Raw genomic sequence first — 15,226 nt, 5'->3', positions numbered from 1 at the left:
CGCTGCTTGTTCGGCCAAGGGCGCCCTTACGGGCGCTCTTTCTCCACCAGAAAGTCGATCAGCGTGCGCACCGCCTGCGTCTGAAAGCGGCTCGGCACGTAGAGCAAGAATTTCTGCGTGGACAGGAAGTCCAACTCGCCCTTCTTCAGCGCAAAGGCCTGCAACTCGCCTTGCGCCAGCGAGGATTCCACCATGTAGTCGGGGACCAGCCCAACGCCAAGGCCTTGTGCGATCGCATCCCGAAGGAAGTGGAAGTTGGTGGAAATAAGCCTTGGCTTGATCCGCAAATACCGGTGCCCACCCTCGTGCGTGCCCGCCGTGCTCAGGCGCTCGCTGGTCTGCGGCGAGGTGATCAGCGGCAGCTGCTTCAGGTCGTCAAGGCTCGCGGGCCGCCCGTTCTGCGCAATGAACGCCGGCGTGGCGCACGCCACATAACGCACCCGCCCCAGCGCATGCGCCGCCAGGTGCGCCGGCGGCTCGGCCATGACCCGCACCGCAAAGTCGACTGACCCCTTCACCAGTTCTTCGATGTCGTTGTCGAAGATCACGTGCAGCGTGATCTCCGGATGGCGCTGCATGAACGACGCCAGCCAGCCCGACATGCGCAGCTGGCCATAGCCGCTGGGCACGCTGAGGCGGACCATGCCGCGCAGGCTCTTGCCCAGACTGCTCACCGCCTCGCTGGCCGCCTTCACCTCGTGCCGCACGGCCAGGCCGTGCTCGTAAAGCTTTCTTCCGATGTCGGTGGGCTCAAGCTGGCGCGTGGTGCGCATCAGAAGTTGCGCGCCCAGCTCGCGCTCGAAGCGGTTGATGCGCTGGCTCACATTGGCGCGGCTCATGCCCAGCTTGGCGGCCGCCTTGCTCAGGTTGCCGGCTTCGATGATGTCGACCAGCAGGCCCAGCGCTTGCACATCCATTGTCAACTTTCAATTTACACAGTGGGTGCAAATTCTGCACGATTGTCAATTCTCATCAGCCGGCGAATAATTCGCGCCGACCCTGCTGTTCGCCTGCACCCCTTTGATGGGTGCTGCGCCTCCCCTCCCCCCGACCGCCCCTCGCCTTTTTCGCCCCCTCGACATGTCCCAAGCCCCTTCGGTCCAGCCTCTGGCTGGCTTGCGTGTTCTAGACCTCTCCCGCGTGCTGGCCGGGCCCATGTGCGCCATGGCGCTGGCCGACCTGGGCGCGGACGTCATCAAGGTCGAGCACCCCAGCCGCGGCGACGACACGCGCGACTGGGGCGTGCGCGTGGGCACGCGCAACACCTCGTACTTCAACAGCGCCAACCGCAACAAGCGCTCGGTCACCATCGACCTGCAGTCCGGCGCCGGGGTGGACATTGCGCGCGCACTCGCGGCGCGCTGCGACGTGGTCGTCGAGAACTTCAAGGTCGGCGGCGCGGACAAGCTGGGCCTGGGCTACGCGCAGCTCAGCGCCGACAACCCCGGCCTGGTGTATTGCTCCATCTCGGGCTATGCGCGCTCCACCGCCGAGGCCCAGCGCCCGGGCTACGACCTGCTGGTGCAGGGCGAGGCCGGCATCATGGCCATGAACGGTGAGGCCGGGCAGGGCCCGCTGAAGTTCGGCGTGGCGGCGGTCGACATGTTCACCGGCATGTTCGCGGGTCAGGCCATTCTTGCGGCGCTGTACGAGCGCCATACCACCAAGCGCGGGCGGCATGTGCAGATGGCGCTGTACGACAGCGGCCTCATGATCACCTCGTACTACGGCATGGAAGCACTGCTCAAGGCCGGCGACCCGCCCAAGTTCGGCAATGCGCACCCGTCCATCGTTCCCTATGGCGTGTTCGATGCGGCCGACGGCCCGCTGGTCATCACCGTAGGCAACAACGGCCAGTTCGTGCGCTTCTGCGAGCAGGTGCTGGGCCGGCCCGAATGGGCGGCCGACGAGCGCTTTGCCACCAACACCGCGCGCTCCGCCCATCGCGACGTTCTGCTGCCCCTGGTGCGAGAGGCATTGCGCGCATTCAGCCGCCGCGAGCTGCTGGCCAAGCTGACGCAAGCGCAAATCCCCTGCGGCGAAGTGCTGGGCATGCACGAGGCACTGACCTCCGCGCGCACCCGCGACGCCAAGCTGCTGCACCACTTCGACGACACCGAAGCCGGCCAGCAAAGCGTGCTGGCGCCGCCCTACGTGCTGGACGGCGAACGCGCCCCCGTGCGCAGGCCGCCGCCGCACCTGGGCGAACACACCGACGAAGTGCTGCGCGAGCTGCTCGCCATGGACGACCAGGCCATAGCCGCGGCACGCGCGCGCCAGGCCATCTGATTCAAGACTTTCGAACTCAACCTTCTCCGAGACAGACATGAAACAAGCTCAACTCACCCGCCGGCACCTGCTGGCCACGGGCGCCGCAGGCGCGCTTTGCACCCTGGGCCTGCCGGCCTTTGCAGCGGACGCCGCATGGCCCGCGAAGATCATCAAGATGGTCGTGGCCTTCCCCGCCGGCGGCCCGACCGACACCGCCGCGCGCATCGTGTCGCAGAAGCTGGGCGAACGCCTGGGCGTGTCGATCGTGGTGGACAACCGCCCCGGCGCCTCCGGCTCCATCGGCACCGCCACCTTCATCAAGCTGCCGGCCGACGGCAACACGCTGTCGATGTTCGGCATGCCCGCGCTGCTGGCCCCGCTGCTGTACGGCAACAACGCCTATGACGTGGAGAAAGACTTCATGTGCGTGGCCACCGTGTACGACCTGCCGATGGCCATCGTCGTCAACCCGGCGGTGATGCCGGGCGTGGACTCGGTGCAGACCCTCATCGCGCAAGCCAAGGCCGCCAAGACGCCGCTGAACTACACCAGCTCGGGCGCGGGCAGCTTCGGCCACCTGGCCATGGAGCAACTGAAGGACCTGGGCAAGTTCGACATGCAGCACGTGCCGTACCGCGGCAGCGCGCCGGCCGTGACCGACCTGCTCGGCGGCCAGCTGGGCATCATGTTCGCGGACGTGGTGGCGGCGCTGCCGCACATCAAGAGCGGCAAACTGCGCGCCATTGCCGTCAGCTCCGCCCGTGCCAACGTGCTGCTGCCCGGCATCAAGACGGTGTCGGCGCAGGGCTTCCCCAACTTCGACTTCGATTCGTGGGGCGGCCTGATTGCGCCGCTGGGCACGCCTGCCAGCGTGGTGGCGCGCATCAACAAGGAGCTGGCCGACATCCTCTCCAAGGACAAGGAAGTGCAGGAGAAGCTGGTCAACGCAGGCGCCATTGCCGCCTACCAGCCGGCGGAAGCCATGCGCAAGCGCCTGGCGACGGACCGCGCGCGCTGGACCAAGATTGCCAAGGACAAGAACATCAGCGCCATTTGAGCGGCTAACGACTGAACGCTCGGGCGACCGGGCAATGCAAAACGGCCAGAGCGATCTGGCCTTTTTTTTCGCGTGGACTTTTCAGGCGCGGGGCCGGCCGAACACCGTCACCACATAGCCGTCGAGGTCGAAGCCTTTTTCACTGGCGATGGCTGCGAGCCGTTGCTCGATGTGCGGGTCGAAGAACTCGTGCACCGTGCCGTCGGTCAGCGACACCAGGTGGCCGTGGTGCTGCTCGCCATCGTTGAGCTCATACACCGCCCTGCCCGCGCCAAGCTGGCTCTTCTTCAGCAAGCCCGCCTGCTCGAACTGTGCGAGCACCCGGTAGACGGTGGCCAGCCCCAGGTCGACGTCCAGCGTGAGCATCTGGCGGTACACGTCCTCGGCCGCCAGGTGGCGCTGCTCGCTGCGCTCGAACAGTTCGAGCACCTTGATGCGAGGCAGTGTGGGCTTCAGGCCGGTGTGCTTGAGTCTGTCCGCGTGCGCCATGGGTTCGCTCGAGCAGGAGGAGGAAAAAGAACTTGGGGAGTGGCGTGGAAAAAATGCATGGCTGGCCGGAGAACCGATGGCTAGCAAAAAACGACCTTGGAGACGTTTGAGTGTCTCGGGTCGCCCCACGATGAAAGCGTTGGAAAGGGAGCGAAGCCGCTGCGCCTTTCGATGGGCGGATCTTACATCAAATACAAGTAGTTCTCATTTGCTGGCGATTTTTTTAGCGATGCGGGCCTTGCTCGGGCGCGCGACAGCGGCGACAGCGGCCGCATCCTTGTCAGGCAGCAACGCCTCCAACACGAAGCGTGTCGGGCCGCTCGCGCTCCGATCACTCACCGCCAGCCCCAGCTGCCGCCAGAGCGCCGGGCTGAGCGGGCGAACGGCAATGCGCGGGTCATGCGTGGCCTCTTGCGATTCCTGCGGCAACAAGGCCGCGCCGTAGCCGGCCGCGACCAGCGTTCTGATCGCGTCGTTGTAGTTGAGCTCGATGCGCGGCCGGCAATGCACGCCGGCCGCGGAGAACCATTCCGCAGTCAGGCGGTAGAGCCGCGTGGAGGCGTCGTTCATGATCAGCGGGCGCTCGGCCAGCCACTGCGGCGTGAGCCGCCGCGGCGCCTTCCAGTCCGCCGGCAGAAAGGCGACCACGGCTTCGCGCCGCAGCGGCTTCACATGCACCCCGCGCACAGGCGGCTGAGGCAGCGCCACCACCGCCAGGTCGAGACTGCCTGCCGCAAGCCGGGTCATGCTTTCGTTGGAGGTGAGTACCTGCACGTTCACGTCGATGCCGGGATGGTGGCGCGCCAGTCGTTCGAGCGCGGGTGGCAGCAGGTGCGCAATGGCGCCCGTAGAGGCCCCCACCCGCACGCGGCCGGTTTGCCCTGCGAGCTGACGCCGCACGTCTTCCACCGCGTCGTCGGCGTCCGCCAGCAGCCTGCGGGCACGCGCGATGAAGCGCTCACCCAAAGCGGTCGGCTGCGCGGGCCCGCGCCCGCGCACGAGCAGCTGGCCGCCCAGCCGCGACTCCAGCTCCGCGATCTGAACGGTGACGGTGGGGGCAGCCAGGTGAAGGGCGCGCGCTGCATTGGCCAGCGACCCGAGGTCAGCGATGGCAACAAGGGTGCGCAGATGGTCAAGGCTCAGTTCTCGCATGCCGGTAATTTAACTTTTCTTAATTTGAGCTTGCTTATATTTAGCTGGAGCCATTGCGCTCGCATGCCTACGATGCCAAGCCATGGACCTCAATATCTTCATCGACGGCGACCAGGGCACCACCGGCCTTGATTTACAGAACCGACTGCAGGGCTCGGAATTCCGCATCCGCACCCTGCCGACAAACCTGCGCAAGGACCCCGCTGCCCGGCGCGACGCGCTCAACGAAAGCGACATCGCCATCCTCTGCCTGCCCGACGCGGCGGCGCGCGATGCGGTGGCGATGATTGAGAACCCTGCGGTGCGCGTCATCGACGCCAGCTCCGCGCACCGCACCACGCCGGGGTGGGTCTACGGCCTGCCGGAGCTCGATGCGCTGCAGGCTGATCGCATCGCCTCGGCGCTGCGCGTGACCAACCCGGGCTGCTATCCCACGGCCGCGGTCGCGCTGCTGCGACCGCTCACGGATGCGGGCCTGCTGCCCGCCGACTACCCGCTGGTCATCCAGGCCGTGTCGGGCTATTCGGGCCATGGCAGGGCGGGCGCGGAGGCCTACGAGGCCGGGGCGGGGGCGCATTCGCTGAAGGTCTACGGCCTGGCACTCGAGCACAAGCACGTGCCTGAAATAGAGGCCTATGCGAGCCTGGCGAGCCGGCCCATCTTCGTGCCGGCCTATGGCAGCTACCGCCAAGGCATCGTGCTCACCATCGGACTGCACGCGCGCATGCTTCCAGCCGATGCGTCCGGCGCGCGCATCCACGAATGCCTTGCGCAGCGCTACCGCAGCGCGGCGCATGTGCACGTGCGGCCCCTGTCGGCTGCAGCGCCCGTGACCGAGCTTGACCCGCAAGTTCACAACGGCACCAACGACATGAGCCTGGCCGTGTCATGCAATGAACGCACGGGCCAGATCGTGTTGAGCGCGGTGCTCGACAACCTGGGCAAGGGCGCAGCGGGCGCGGCGGTGCAGAACCTGCGGCTGATGGCGCAGGCCCACGGCCTGGCAGGCTGACCTTGGCACAGCGCGCGTGCGCCGCGCTCTCAAGTCCTCAGGGTCTTGAACAGGTCTCCCCCGTGCGGCCGTGGTGCCCGCTAACCCTGCAAGGCCGCACGGGCCACGTCACGCTCGTAGCCGCGCGCAGCCACCAGGAAAAGGCAAGCCGACAGCACGCCGAAGATCGGCATGACGGCCAACGCGGTTTGCAGCGACCAGGCGTCGGAGATCCAGCCCGCAATGAACGGCCCCGCCGCCAGACCCAACAGGTTCTGCGCCAGCGACAACACCGACGCGCCCGTCGAGCGCACACCGGGATGCACCACGTCCATCACCACGGCCGCCACCACGCCCGCCTGGCAGGTCATGAAGAAGCCGCCCAGCGCAATGACCCCGAACTGAACCTGCGGCGTGAGCACAACGCCAAGGCGCGACGCGCCGAACGCAAAGCCCAGCACCACCGCTGAAACAAGGCACAGCAGCGCCGTGAGCTGCAGCTTGGCGCTCGGGCGCAGCAGAGCCGCGCGATCGGCCGCCGCGCCCCACACCACGGCACCTGCCGCGCCGCACAGCACCACCAGCGCCGCGCGCAACGCCGCCTGCTCGGGCGAGAGGCCATCGACACGGTTCAGGTAGCTTGGCAGCCAGGCCCACACAGCGGAGACAAGAACGACCTGCGCCGGCGCTGCAACGCAGATCCAGAACAGCGTCGGCACGCCGGCCAGCAGCCTCATCGCGCCACGCAGGCTGCCGTGGCCTGCTGCGGCGCCGCCGGCCATGAGCGGCACCGTGTCGTAGTCGCGCACCTTGAGGTAGAGCAGCGCCAGCAGCAACCCGGGCACGCCCACCACGCCGAATGCGGCACGCCACCCCCAATGTGCCGAAATGACGCCGCCAAGCACCACGCCCAGCACCGACCCCACCGAAGCGCACGAGAAGAACACCGCGAGCACCGTGCCGCGCATGCGGGTCGGAAAGTGGCCGGCAATCAACGCCGTGCCCACGGAGCCGTAGCCCGCTTCGCCCAGCCCGACCACCGCGCGCGCACTCAACAGCTGCATGTAGTTGCGGCTGAACATGCAGGAGATGGAGGCCAGGCTCCAGATCAGCGCCATGCACACGATGCTCTTCACACGGCTGAACCGGTCGGCCGCCAGCGCGACCGGAATGCCCGCGAGCGCCACCGTCACCGACACCACCGAGGCCAGCGCGCCAAGCTCCTTGTCGGACAGGCCCCACTCCTGTTTCAGGTGCGGGAACAGCGACACGATGACCTGCCGGTCGATGTAGTCGAACAGCATCAGCGCACAGGTCATGGCAAACGCGAACCAGGCATGGCGCGGGCCGATGAGGTAGCTGTCGCGGGCGTTCATGCCGGGCTCAGGCCGCCTTGCGCAGGTAGCCTTGCTGGGCCCCGTTGCGGTTGGCCGCGAAGCCGTTGGCCAGCAGCGACTCTTCGGTCGTGTCGTAGAACACGCCGATCTTCGAAATCTCGCGCGCCTGTTGCGCCGTGGCAATCGGGCGGCCAAACTCGCGCGCAATGCGCACCAGCTGCTCGACCTGCGCCACGGTGCCCATCTTTTCGGTGCGCGACTGGTTCCAGAGGTTGTCCTCGATGCCGCAACGCACATGCAGGCCCATTGCAATGCCCATCATGTTCACGGGCAGCACGTAGCGCATCGAGCTTTCCACGGTGAGCACGGCGCCGTCGGGCACGGCGCGCACGAAGTTCGCGAGGTTGTAGATGTTCGGCGCGTCCATGCCGCCGCCAATGGCCACCCAATTCATCACCAGAGGCCCCTTGTAGATGCCGCGCCGCATGAGCCGCTCGACCGATTCGAAGCTGTTGATGTTGTAGCACTGGAACGCGCTTTGAATGCCCGCCTTGTTGAGGCGGCGAATGTGTTCCTCGGCCCAGCCGGGCTGCGCGGGCACGGTCATTTCCTTGTAGGCCTTGTAGATGTCGGGGTCCTGCATCGACGTGCCTTCGATGTCGGCGTCGTCCCAGTGTTCGACCACGTTCATCTGCGAGGTGTTGATGGTCACGGTCACCTGGTCGGGCTTGGGCTCCAGCTCGGCCAGCATGTGGCGCGTGTCGTCGCTGAGCCATTTGGCGGCGGCGCCTTCGCTTTCGGGCGCGAAGCTGATGGAGCCGCCGACCTGGATGATCATTTCCGGCACGGCCTTGCGCACGCCGGCAATGAGCTCGTTGAACTTCGACAGCCGCTTGCTGCCCTTGCCGTCGAGCTCGCGCACATGCAGGTGCAGCACGGTGGCGCCGGCGTTGTAGCAGTCCACCGCCTTCTGGATCTGCTGCTCCATGGTGAGCGGAATGTCTTGCGGAAAGTCGGAGGGAATCCACGACGGCGCATAGGGCGCGGCGGTGATGATCAGCGGCTGCTGGTTTTCAGGGTAGAGATGTCCGTCGAGAAAGTTCATGGCGTGGGCCTCGTTGAAAAGAGAGAAAAAAAAGCCGCTCAGTAGGTCGCCTCGCCGACGATGCCGGCGCGCTCCATCTTGCGGTGGCAGGGCGGGTAGTCCATCACCGCGTAGTGCTGCGTGGCGCGGTTGTCCCACATCACCACGTCGTCGGGCTGCCAGCGCCAACGCACCTGGTATTCGGGTATCTGCGACTGGCCGACGAGGTAGGCGAGCAACATCGCAGCGCCGGGGTTGTTGTCCTGCCCGCAGCGCACGTTCAAAGGCGTGTGGAAGTTGGTGAAGTGCGTGGTGAAGCCGTTCACGAACAAGATCTTCTCGCCCGTGTCGGGGTGCGTGCGCACGACGGGGTGTTCGGCGTCGGGGTACTGCGCCTTGAGCGCAAGGCGCTTTTCCGTCGGCATGGCGGCGCCAAAGCTGGCCTCGATGCTGTGCCGCGCCCGCAGCGTGGCGATGCGGTCCTTGACGTGCTGCGGCAGCCGCTCGTAGGCCAGCGCCATGTTGGCCCACATGGTGTCGCCGCCCACCGGCGGGCACTCCACGCAGCGCAGCACGCAGCCCATGGCCGGCGCCTCGCGCCAGGTGCCGTCGGTGTGCCATGCGTTCTCGTAGCGGTCGGGCGGGTTGTCGGGGGTCTTGTAGATCTGCACCAGGCCGGGGTGCTCGGGGTCGCTGCCGATCACGGGGTGGTCTTCGAGCTCGCCGAAGTGGCGCGCGAAGGCGACGTGCTCGGCGCGCGTGATGTTCTGGTGGCGAAAAAACAGCACGCGGTGCCTGACCAGCAGCGCGCGAATTTCCGCCGCCAGGCCCGCGTTGCGCGAGGCCTCGGCCAGGCTCACGTTGCGCAGCTCCGCGCCAATAACGCAGGTGATGGGGCGCACCTCGATGCCATGCGCCGCCGAAAGGGTCGTCGTCGAAATCATGTCTTTGTCTCCTGGACAAAGAATAGGCCGCGGCCCCCTCCCACGCCCCCTCCTTGCGGGAGGGGGGCGTGCTCAGTGTTGACCGCCCAGCAGACCCAGAATGCGCGCGCGCTGCACCACCTGCGCGCGCGTGCCCGCATCGAGTTTGGCGAACAGGTTCTTCACGTGCCACTTGATGGTGGTTTCGCCGGCCTGCATGGCGCGCCCGATTTCCTTGTTCGACAGGTTGCGGGCCAGCAGCGCCAGCACTTCGTGTTCCTTGGGCGTGAGCACGGCGCTGGTGGACTGGGGCATCGCGGGCGTCCTGGGCGGCGCTGCCACGGCAGGCCCGTCGATGCCCGCCGCGACAGGTCGGTCGATGCATACCGCAAGGGCATCGACCCACGCGGCCAGATCGGGATGCGCATCGGCCAACACGCGCTGCAGCCCGAGCGCGCGCGCCAGGTCTATCGCCTCGTGGACCAGCGCGGCCGACGGCTGGCCGCAGCGCTCCAGCGCCAGCGCGCGCAGCCCCAGCAGTTCGATATGCAGGCCGCCCTGCCCCAGCGCGCGCGCACTTTCGTCGGCACGCGCCAGCGGCGCCAGCGCGCCTTGCCATTCGCGCGACGCGATGCCCTCATAGGCGTGCGCCACGTCGCGCAGCATGCCGACGCTGCGGTGCCACAGCGGGCCTTGCGGCACCGCCGGGTCGGCCAGATGCCGGTCGATGCGGTCGCACAGCTCGCGGCATGTCTGCGCGCGATGGCGGCGCGCATGCACGCGCACCTGCTCCACGAGGCTCGCGATGCGCAGGCGCGGCAGGCGGCGTGCGGCGCCCGCGGCATCCAGCGCGGCAAGCAACTCCAGCGCACGATGCTCGGCGCCCTCTGCCACGGCCATGCGTGACGCGGTGAGGTAGGCCCGCATCAGCGATTCCGGCAGCCCGCTGTGTTCCAGCACGTCGAGCCGGTCCGCCAGCAAGGCCGCGGCATCGCCCGGCAGGCCGAGCTCCCATGCCGTCGCCGCCAGCAATGCGGCCAGGTTGCAACTGAAGCGGTGGCGCCGGCCCAGCTGCGCCTCGGCACTGGCCACGGCGCTGCGCAGGCAGGGCTCGGCCAGCAAGGCCTGGCCCTCCCACACGTAGCTCAGGCCGATGACCAGTTCGCTCCAGCGCCGGATGTAGTCGGTGCCTTGGCCGACACCGCCGATCACACCAATACCGCCGACACCACCGGCATGGCCGCGCGCGGCATGCTGCTCGCGCAAACGCGCCAACGCGGGCTCGCCTTCGAGCAGGGCGCAGTAAGCCATGCGGTTGGCATGCGACTGCAACAGCAGCGGATCCGTCAACGGCACCTCGCCCGTCCACGGCGCATGCAGGGCAACAAAGCGGTCAGGGTCGTCCGCGAACACGGCCGCGCCCCCCAGGATCAACGCGCACTCGCAGCGCAGCGCGTCGCTTGCCCCGGGTTGCGCGAGGATGCGCGCGACGAAGCGCGCGGCCTCTTCGTGCCGCTCGCTGGACGCCAGCGTCCACGCCACCGCCAGCAGCAGGCGCGGTCGGCTGTCGAGCTCTTCGGGCGGCAGTTGCGCGAGCCATTCGAGCACCGTGCCCAGCCGGCCGTGGCGCATGAGCGATTCGTAGAGGCTGCGCTCGGCCAGGGCATAAGCCTGCTGGTGCTGGCCGGCACTCAGCGCGTGGCGTGCGGCCTCGTCGGGCAGCTCGTGCGCGGCCAGCCATTGCGCGGCGCTGGCGTGCGCACCGACCTGTGCCGCCGCGTCCAGGCTCGCAAAGCGCTGGCGCAACGCGTCTCGCACCAGTGAATGCATGCGCAGCCAGTCGCCCCCTTCCGTCTCGGCAAAAACCGGCGTGTCGTTGGCGAGCCGTGTGAGTCGCGCAGCCGCATCGTCTACTCCGGTCACCGCACGGCACAGCGCGGGGTGCAACAGTTCGAGCACCGACACGCGCACCAGAAAGTCGCGGTCGGCGGCGTCCATGTCGGCCAGCAACAGCCCGACGAGTTCGCCCTGCAATGCGCCGCCCGCCGCGCCAAGCCCGGCAATGGCGGCGCCCGCATCGGTGCCGCGCGCGACGATGCTGATCGCCAGTTGCAGCCCCAGCGGCCAGCCCTCGGTGAGCGCATGCAGCCGTGCGGCCGCGTCGCGCCCGACTCGCGCGCCGAACCGCGCCTGCACCAGCTGCAAGGTCTCTTCCAGGCTGAACCGGAGCTGCGCCGCGCCAATCTCCACGCACTGGCCGTAGGCGATGAGGTCGTCGATGTCGAGCTGCCCGTCGGGCCGTGCGGCCATGAAAACCCGCACGTTGAGCGGCGCGTTGCGCAGCAGATAGGCCAGCGCGGCGCGCGACGCGGCGGGCAGCCGGTCGACCTCGTCGACGATGACCAGCACGCTCGCGGCGGACTGCGCCAGCTCGGCCAGCAGCGCGGTCATGCCCGCGAGATTGCCGGGCCGGTCGTCTTCCAGCACGCTGCGCCCGAACGCGGGGCGCCCCATTGCAATGCGCAGCGACAGGGCCAGGCTCTGCGCGAGCCTGTCCGGATCGTCGATGGCTTGCGCGCTCACCCATGCGACCGGCACGCCCAGGCCCAGCTGCTCCAGCCGCCACTGCGCCAGCAACGAGGTTTTTCCCGTGCCGGCAGGCGCGCGAACCATCAGCGCCGCCGCATCGCGCAACGCATCGGCGGCCGACAACAGCCGCCCGCGCGCAACGACGTGGCGCTGCACGCGCGGTGGGGTGACTTTGAGGACGAGGTCTTGCGGAATCAACGGGTCATTTCCGCGCGAGTTCAGGGTCGGCGTCGCTCCGCCCGAGTGTGGCCTCGTCCTCGCTCCGCTCGGGTGTGACCTCGCCCTCGCTCCGCTCCGGTGGGGCGTCCGCCCTGCGGCGCTCTGCGCGGCTGTGCTTGGCGCTGCAACCGAACTCGTGGTGAAACCAGCGCGACAGGCCGCTGGGCGCGGAAAAGCCCAGCAGGCTCGACACTTCGGCCAGCGGGCGGTCGCCCTGCAGCACGTGGCGCGTCGCCAGCTCCTTGCGGATGTCATTCACCATCGACGAAAAGGTCTGGCCGTGCTCGGCCAAGCGCCGCTGCACCGTGCGGCACACCACGCCCAGGTACTGCGCCACCTGCTTGATGGTGCAGCGCCCGCTCGGCAGCAACAGCAGCACGGCACGCCGCACGTCGTCGAGCACCGCGGCGCCCGGTGCGGGCGCAGGTGCCGATGCATCGAGCATCTGCTGCGCATAGCGCGCCATGGCAGGGTCGGCCCACGGGTTGCGCATGTCCAGGTCGCGCCTGGCGCAGACGATGCAATTGAAGTCGTGATCGAACTCGATGGTGCGGCCCATGAGCCGGCGGTGCGCGCCCAGGTCGCGCGGAGCGGCGTGCGACAGGCACACGCGCCTGGGTTGCCATTCGGCGCCGAGAAACTGACGCATGAGCCGCAGCATCACGCCCAGCGCCAACTCGATGCGTTGCCGCGTCGGCTGCTGCGCGTTGCCCGGACGGAGCTCTTCGCGGATCACCACCACGTCGTCGAACTCTTCGATCATGAGCGACAGCGAACCGTTCAGCAGCGTTTGGTAACGCATCAACACATTGAGCGAATCACGCAAGGTAGGCTGGTCGCGAATCAGCATGCCGACAGCACCAAGGTTGGACAACAGCCGCTGTTCCGCCATGCAGAGCCCGAAGCTCGCATTGCCCGACTGCGCGGCCGATGCCTGCAGCAACAGCGCGACGTTCTCCACCGGGATCATGAGATCGGGTTCGCGCAACACGCTCGGGCTCAGGCCCGCATCGAGCAACATGCGCATGGGGTCGAGCCCGCTCGCGCGTGCAACTTCGCTGTAATTGGTGAGACTGGCGGCACGAACCAAGGAAGACATCGAAAGCCTGGGCTGTGGAGTGGCATCGAAGGGTAAGTGCGTGGCACGCAAAGTCAATCGGGAGAACACGGTGCCGCACAGAATCCGCGGCATCATGAACCGCACGACACCCACCGTTCTCATCGTTCCCGGCCTGCGAGACCACGTGGCCGATCACTGGCAGACACTGCTCGCGGCCAAGCTGCCCAAAGTGCGCAGCGTGCCGCCGCTCGAACAAGACAAGCTGAGCTGCGCCGCGCGCGTCGACGCCATCGACCGGGCGCTGCGGGACATCGAAGGGCCCGTCGTCATCGTCGCGCACAGCGCGGGCGCAATGATGGTGGTGCACTGGGCCGCCCGCTTGGGTACGCCAAGCACGCCAGGCACACCAGACACGCTCGACACCCTTGGCGCAAGAAACGCACTCGCCATTCGCGGCGCGCTGCTCGCCGCACCCGCGGACCTCGAGACACCCATGCCCGCGGGCTACCCCACCCTCGACGTGCTCGACAGCAACGGCTGGCTGCCGGTTCCGCGCAGCGCACTGCCCTTCCCCAGCATCGTCGCAGCCAGCAGCAACGACCCGCTCGCCCGCCTCGATCGCACGCGCGAACTGGCGCGTTGCTGGGGCAGCCGCCTGGTCGAGCTCGGCGCCGTCGGCCACCTGAACCCGAACTCGGGTTTCGGCGAATGGCCGGGCGCCGACGAATTGATTCACGCGCTCAGCTGAGCCACCCCCGTTTTTCATCACCAGCCATCGGAGACACCGGGCATGCTAAAAAATCTCATCGTTCTTGCGGGCTCCGCTTGCGCCGCCAGTGCGGGCGCGCAGTCGTCCATTACCGTGTTCGGCGTCGTGGACGCGGGGGTCAGCCACTACGAAACGAAGAGCGCGACCTACGGTGTCGCGAACAGCCTCAATCCCAGCACCGTGAAGCAGAGCCAGAACGTGCTGTCGCCTTCCGGCCTGAGTTCGAGCCGCCTGGGCTTTCGTGGCACCGAAGACCTGGGCGGCGGCCTGGCCGCGAGCTTCTGGCTCGAGGCGCCGCTGAGCAACGACACCGGCGGCGGCGTGGCAAATTTCGGGCGCCGCTCCACGCTGAGCCTGAACGGCCCTTTCGGCGAAGTGCGCATGGGCCGCGACTACACGGCCTCGTTCTGGAACGACGCGGTGTTCGACCCGATGACGGTCAACGGCGTGGGCACCAACCTCATTGCGGTGGTGAACAGCAACATCGCTGCCTCGCGCGCGCTGGCTACCGGCGGCCTGCTGAACGGCGGGCTTTCCGCGGGCACCGACAGCTATCTGCGCACCAGCAATTCGATCGGCTACTTTCTGCCGTCGAACCTTGGCGGCTTCTACGGCCAGGTTCAGTACGCGTTCCCTGAAAACATCAAGGGCCTTCCCGCCACGGCGGCCGCCACCACGGGCCAGCGCGGGCGCTATGTCGGCACGCGCGGCGGATGGGCGAGCGGCGCGTTCGACGTGGCGCTGGGCTACGGCGAAAGCACCGTCGCCGACACGTCGACCTACAAGGAAGTGATCAAGACCATCAACCTCGGCGCGTCTTACGACTTTGGGGTGGCCAAGCTCTTCGGCGAACTGTCGCGCGTGAAGGACGACATGCAGCGCCTGCCAGGCGCGACAAACCCGCGCGTGAACGACAGGTACAACGCGGCCATGTTCGGCGTGACCGTGCCGGTCGGGGTGGGCCTGTTTCGCATGTCTTACGCCAACGTGAAGTTCGACAGCGGCGCCAACATGCCAGTTTCGCCCTACGCACCCAATGCCGATGCGAGCACCAGCAAGATCGCGCTGAGCTACGTGCACAACCTGTCGAAGCGCACGGCGCTTTATGCGTCGGTCGCACGCATGCGCATGCGCGACGCGCACAACAACCCGACCGTGATGGGCGTCACGCCGCTGGTGCTGAGCCTGCCAGCCATCTTTCCGCAGCCCAGCTACATCACCACCGGCGGCTTCGAGCCGAAGAGTGCCATGGGCTACGACTTCGGCATTCGGCACGCCTTCTGAA

The 15,226-nt window shown here is 67.7% G+C and carries 13 protein-coding genes; 5 read left to right on the top strand and 8 right to left on the bottom strand.

Annotated features, from left to right (window positions below; translation table 11 throughout):
* Positions 1 to 26 precede the first annotated feature (26 nt).
* Positions 27 to 917, bottom strand: a complete 891-nt coding sequence (locus VLK31_RS23255) for a LysR family transcriptional regulator (protein WP_409170820.1) — start codon at positions 915 to 917, stop codon at positions 27 to 29.
* A 163-nt stretch (positions 918 to 1,080) separates the two neighbouring features.
* On the opposite strand from VLK31_RS23255, the gene VLK31_RS23250 reads away from it, so the two are divergent.
* Together VLK31_RS23250 and VLK31_RS23245 are read left to right on the top strand one after the other, a co-directional pair.
* Entirely contained in the window at positions 1,081 to 2,289 is a 1,209-nt protein-coding gene (locus tag VLK31_RS23250) for a CaiB/BaiF CoA transferase family protein (protein ID WP_409170819.1), read from the top strand.
* Between the two features lie 37 nt (positions 2,290 to 2,326).
* Positions 2,327 to 3,328: a Bug family tripartite tricarboxylate transporter substrate binding protein gene (locus VLK31_RS23245; protein ID WP_409170818.1), complete on the top strand. Its 1,002-nt coding sequence runs from the start codon at positions 2,327 to 2,329 to the stop codon at positions 3,326 to 3,328.
* An 81-nt stretch (positions 3,329 to 3,409) separates the two neighbouring features.
* On the opposite strand, the gene VLK31_RS23240 is transcribed toward VLK31_RS23245, so the two are convergent.
* Together VLK31_RS23240 and VLK31_RS23235 are read right to left on the bottom strand one after the other, a co-directional pair.
* Positions 3,410 to 3,817, bottom strand: a complete 408-nt coding sequence (locus VLK31_RS23240; protein ID WP_409170817.1) for a Fur family transcriptional regulator — start codon at positions 3,815 to 3,817, stop codon at positions 3,410 to 3,412.
* A gap of 204 nt (positions 3,818 to 4,021) precedes the next feature.
* Positions 4,022 to 4,969 carry a LysR family transcriptional regulator gene (locus VLK31_RS23235; RefSeq protein WP_409170816.1) on the bottom strand — a complete coding sequence of 316 codons (948 nt, stop codon included), beginning with the start codon at positions 4,967 to 4,969 and terminating at the stop codon, positions 4,022 to 4,024.
* An 82-nt stretch (positions 4,970 to 5,051) separates the two neighbouring features.
* Here VLK31_RS23235 and argC point away from each other — a divergent pair, with 82 nt between their 5' ends.
* Positions 5,052 to 5,981, top strand: coding sequence for an N-acetyl-gamma-glutamyl-phosphate reductase (argC, locus tag VLK31_RS23230; RefSeq protein ID WP_409170815.1), 930 nt, complete (start codon positions 5,052 to 5,054; stop codon positions 5,979 to 5,981).
* A gap of 80 nt (positions 5,982 to 6,061) precedes the next feature.
* Here the strand turns inward: argC and VLK31_RS23225 are convergent, their stop codons facing one another.
* From VLK31_RS23225 to VLK31_RS23205, 5 genes are all read right to left on the bottom strand, one after another.
* Positions 6,062 to 7,336 (bottom strand): MFS transporter, encoded by a 1,275-nt coding sequence (locus VLK31_RS23225; protein ID WP_409170814.1) that lies wholly within the window; start codon positions 7,334 to 7,336, stop codon positions 6,062 to 6,064.
* A gap of 7 nt (positions 7,337 to 7,343) precedes the next feature.
* The gene (locus tag VLK31_RS23220) at positions 7,344 to 8,402 is read right to left on the bottom strand and encodes a 3-keto-5-aminohexanoate cleavage protein (RefSeq protein WP_409170813.1); all 1,059 of its coding nucleotides are present in this window, start codon (positions 8,400 to 8,402) and stop codon (positions 7,344 to 7,346) included.
* A gap of 38 nt (positions 8,403 to 8,440) precedes the next feature.
* Entirely contained in the window at positions 8,441 to 9,325 is an 885-nt protein-coding gene (locus VLK31_RS23215) for a TauD/TfdA dioxygenase family protein (protein ID WP_409170812.1), read from the bottom strand.
* Positions 9,326 to 9,397: 72 nt separating this feature from the next.
* Positions 9,398 to 12,091 (bottom strand): LuxR C-terminal-related transcriptional regulator, encoded by a 2,694-nt coding sequence (locus tag VLK31_RS23210; RefSeq protein ID WP_409170811.1) that lies wholly within the window; start codon positions 12,089 to 12,091, stop codon positions 9,398 to 9,400.
* A gap of 4 nt (positions 12,092 to 12,095) precedes the next feature.
* Positions 12,096 to 13,211: an AraC family transcriptional regulator gene (locus VLK31_RS23205; RefSeq protein WP_409170810.1), complete on the bottom strand. Its 1,116-nt coding sequence runs from the start codon at positions 13,209 to 13,211 to the stop codon at positions 12,096 to 12,098.
* Between the two features lie 94 nt (positions 13,212 to 13,305).
* Here VLK31_RS23205 and VLK31_RS23200 point away from each other — a divergent pair, with 94 nt between their 5' ends.
* Complete coding sequence (locus VLK31_RS23200; protein WP_409170942.1) at positions 13,306 to 13,920, top strand: RBBP9/YdeN family alpha/beta hydrolase; 615 nt, start codon at positions 13,306 to 13,308, stop codon at positions 13,918 to 13,920.
* Positions 13,921 to 13,962: 42 nt separating this feature from the next.
* Positions 13,963 to 15,225: a porin gene (locus VLK31_RS23195; protein WP_409170809.1), complete on the top strand. Its 1,263-nt coding sequence runs from the start codon at positions 13,963 to 13,965 to the stop codon at positions 15,223 to 15,225.
* Position 15,226 lies beyond the last annotated feature (1 nt).

It is taken from the genome of Variovorax sp. H27-G14 (genome assembly GCF_046156345.1).
Lineage (GTDB): Bacteria > Pseudomonadota > Gammaproteobacteria > Burkholderiales > Burkholderiaceae_C > Variovorax.
Note: the sequence above shows the minus strand (reverse complement) of the source record. Positions and strands in the feature narration are given on the sequence as shown.

Coding starts and splice junctions, on each gene's coding strand:
- VLK31_RS23255 (WP_409170820.1), bottom strand. CDS start 917: ATGGATGTGCAAGCGCTGGGCCTGCTGGTCGACATCATCGAAGCCGGC.
- VLK31_RS23250 (WP_409170819.1), top strand. CDS start 1,081: ATGTCCCAAGCCCCTTCGGTCCAGCCTCTGGCTGGCTTGCGTGTTCTA.
- VLK31_RS23245 (WP_409170818.1), top strand. CDS start 2,327: ATGAAACAAGCTCAACTCACCCGCCGGCACCTGCTGGCCACGGGCGCC.
- VLK31_RS23240 (WP_409170817.1), bottom strand. CDS start 3,817: ATGGCGCACGCGGACAGACTCAAGCACACCGGCCTGAAGCCCACACTG.
- VLK31_RS23235 (WP_409170816.1), bottom strand. CDS start 4,969: ATGCGAGAACTGAGCCTTGACCATCTGCGCACCCTTGTTGCCATCGCT.
- argC (WP_409170815.1), top strand. CDS start 5,052: ATGGACCTCAATATCTTCATCGACGGCGACCAGGGCACCACCGGCCTT.
- VLK31_RS23225 (WP_409170814.1), bottom strand. CDS start 7,336: ATGAACGCCCGCGACAGCTACCTCATCGGCCCGCGCCATGCCTGGTTC.
- VLK31_RS23220 (WP_409170813.1), bottom strand. CDS start 8,402: ATGAACTTTCTCGACGGACATCTCTACCCTGAAAACCAGCAGCCGCTG.
- VLK31_RS23215 (WP_409170812.1), bottom strand. CDS start 9,325: ATGATTTCGACGACGACCCTTTCGGCGGCGCATGGCATCGAGGTGCGC.
- VLK31_RS23205 (WP_409170810.1), bottom strand. CDS start 13,211: ATGTCTTCCTTGGTTCGTGCCGCCAGTCTCACCAATTACAGCGAAGTT.
- VLK31_RS23200 (WP_409170942.1), top strand. CDS start 13,306: ATGAACCGCACGACACCCACCGTTCTCATCGTTCCCGGCCTGCGAGAC.
- VLK31_RS23195 (WP_409170809.1), top strand. CDS start 13,963: ATGCTAAAAAATCTCATCGTTCTTGCGGGCTCCGCTTGCGCCGCCAGT.